Here is a 1,670-nt window from a genome sequence, read left to right as displayed (position 1 = left end):
CCGTTAGAATTCCTGTAGATCACTAATTTTCAACTTTGAAAAAAATAGGGCCCCTCAGTAAGATATGAGTATAGACACCACTCTAACTCAATACCCTAAGGAGGAAGCCCTTATATGAAGTTTAAAATGCAAGACAAACAAAATCAACTAATAGAAAGAATTTCTGATAAACACCTTGTAGTTGGTGTAGACATAGCTCAAGAATTACACATAGCTAGAGCTGTTAATTTTCGTGGAATTATAGTTGGAGATCCTCTTTCCTTTGAAAATAATGAAGATGGTTTTGCTAGATTACTACAATGGATGAACCAGTTAAAAAGCTTAAAAGGTTTTGATTTTACAATTGTTGGTATGGAACCAACAGGACATTATTGGATTAACCTATCAAAATGGCTATTTGATCAAGATATTGAAGCCGTCACTGTTAACCCTCATTTGGTAAAAAAGAATAAGGAAAACCGGGATAATACCCAGTCAAAAAGTGATAAAAAAGATGCTCTTGTTATCGCTGATATGGTCAAGAATGGTTACTATTCCTTTATTCGTCCTACTTCGGAGCCCTTTGAAAAACTCAGTGTATTAATGTCAAACCGAGATATGACAGTTAAAAGACTGGTCAGTGCTATCAATCAAATTAACCGATGGGTAGATATTGTATTCCCTGAACTTCGACAGGTATTTAAAGATGTTAAAGGGAAAGGGGCAATTGCCACTCTACGCTTATTCCCTACCCCAAATGAACTTCGTTCAATGAAAGCTCCAGATATCGTTAAAGGCTGGAAAACTCAAATGAAGAGGCAACCTGGGTTAAAAAAAGCACATCAATTAATTGAATTAGCCAGGCATTCAGTTGGAACGCGACAAGCACTCGATGCTTATAAATTGCACCTTGAACAATTAATTGAAGAGTTTGATCTAGCAACAACGCAACTTGAACGAGTTGAAAAAGAAGTCACTAATGTTCTTAAACGAATTCCTTTCGCAAGAAAGTTACTTGCCATAAAAGGGATTAGTGAGATTGCCCTTGCAGGTATTCTAGGTGAGTCAGGAGATTTAAGTGGATTTGCACATGGTAATTCATTATTACGTCATGCTGGATTACATCTTGCAGAGGCTAGTTCAGGTAAATGGAAAGGTCAAATTGTCCTCTCTAAACGCGGAAGATCTAGATTGAGACGTTTCTTGTACTTAACGACTATGAGCCTAGTGATGAACAACCCCGATTTTAAAGAGATGCACGCTAATAATGTTAAAGTAAAAAAAATGAAGAAAATGAAATCGATAATGAAATTAATTCATAAACTCGCAAGAGTTTTAGTTGGAATGGCCCGTAAAAATGAAACTTATTGTCCCCACAAAGTAAAACCAATAGTATTAATAGCTGCATAGCTTTAACCAAGGATAGTCTATTTATATACAACTTACTAATAACATTAAGATTAATATCTTTCGAATATTGGCTTATTCGTAGGATTACAAAGAAAGTACGAAGTACCGGAATTATTGTGCAAAAGGGCTCTGACCCGTTCCGTTAGAAAGACCGGCCTCTACCACTTGGATAGGTATGACGAAGGAATGAAAGGGCATTTGACCCGTTGAGACATGGGAGCGAAAACCTCCAGGGGTGGCGTGGAGAATACGTACATCATATGGAAATTATTGGAGTGAAA

At 36.8% G+C, this 1,670-nt stretch carries 1 protein-coding gene; it reads left to right on the top strand.

Translation table 11 applies throughout. From position 1 onward, the window contains the following. Positions 1 to 114 precede the first annotated feature (114 nt). Positions 115 to 1,389 carry an IS110 family transposase gene (locus ACIFOT_RS32030; RefSeq protein WP_430072943.1) on the top strand — a complete coding sequence of 425 codons (1,275 nt, stop codon included), beginning with the start codon at positions 115 to 117 and terminating at the stop codon, positions 1,387 to 1,389. The last annotated feature ends 281 nt before the right edge of the window (positions 1,390 to 1,670 follow it).

This window comes from Neobacillus sp. NRS-1170, from assembly GCF_050468025.1.
This window is presented reverse-complemented; position numbering and strand designations above follow the sequence as displayed.

Bases quoted from the DNA above. Each gene is read 5' to 3' on its own strand.
- ACIFOT_RS32030 (WP_430072943.1), top strand. From the start codon at position 115: ATGAAGTTTAAAATGCAAGACAAACAAAATCAACTAATAGAAAGAATT.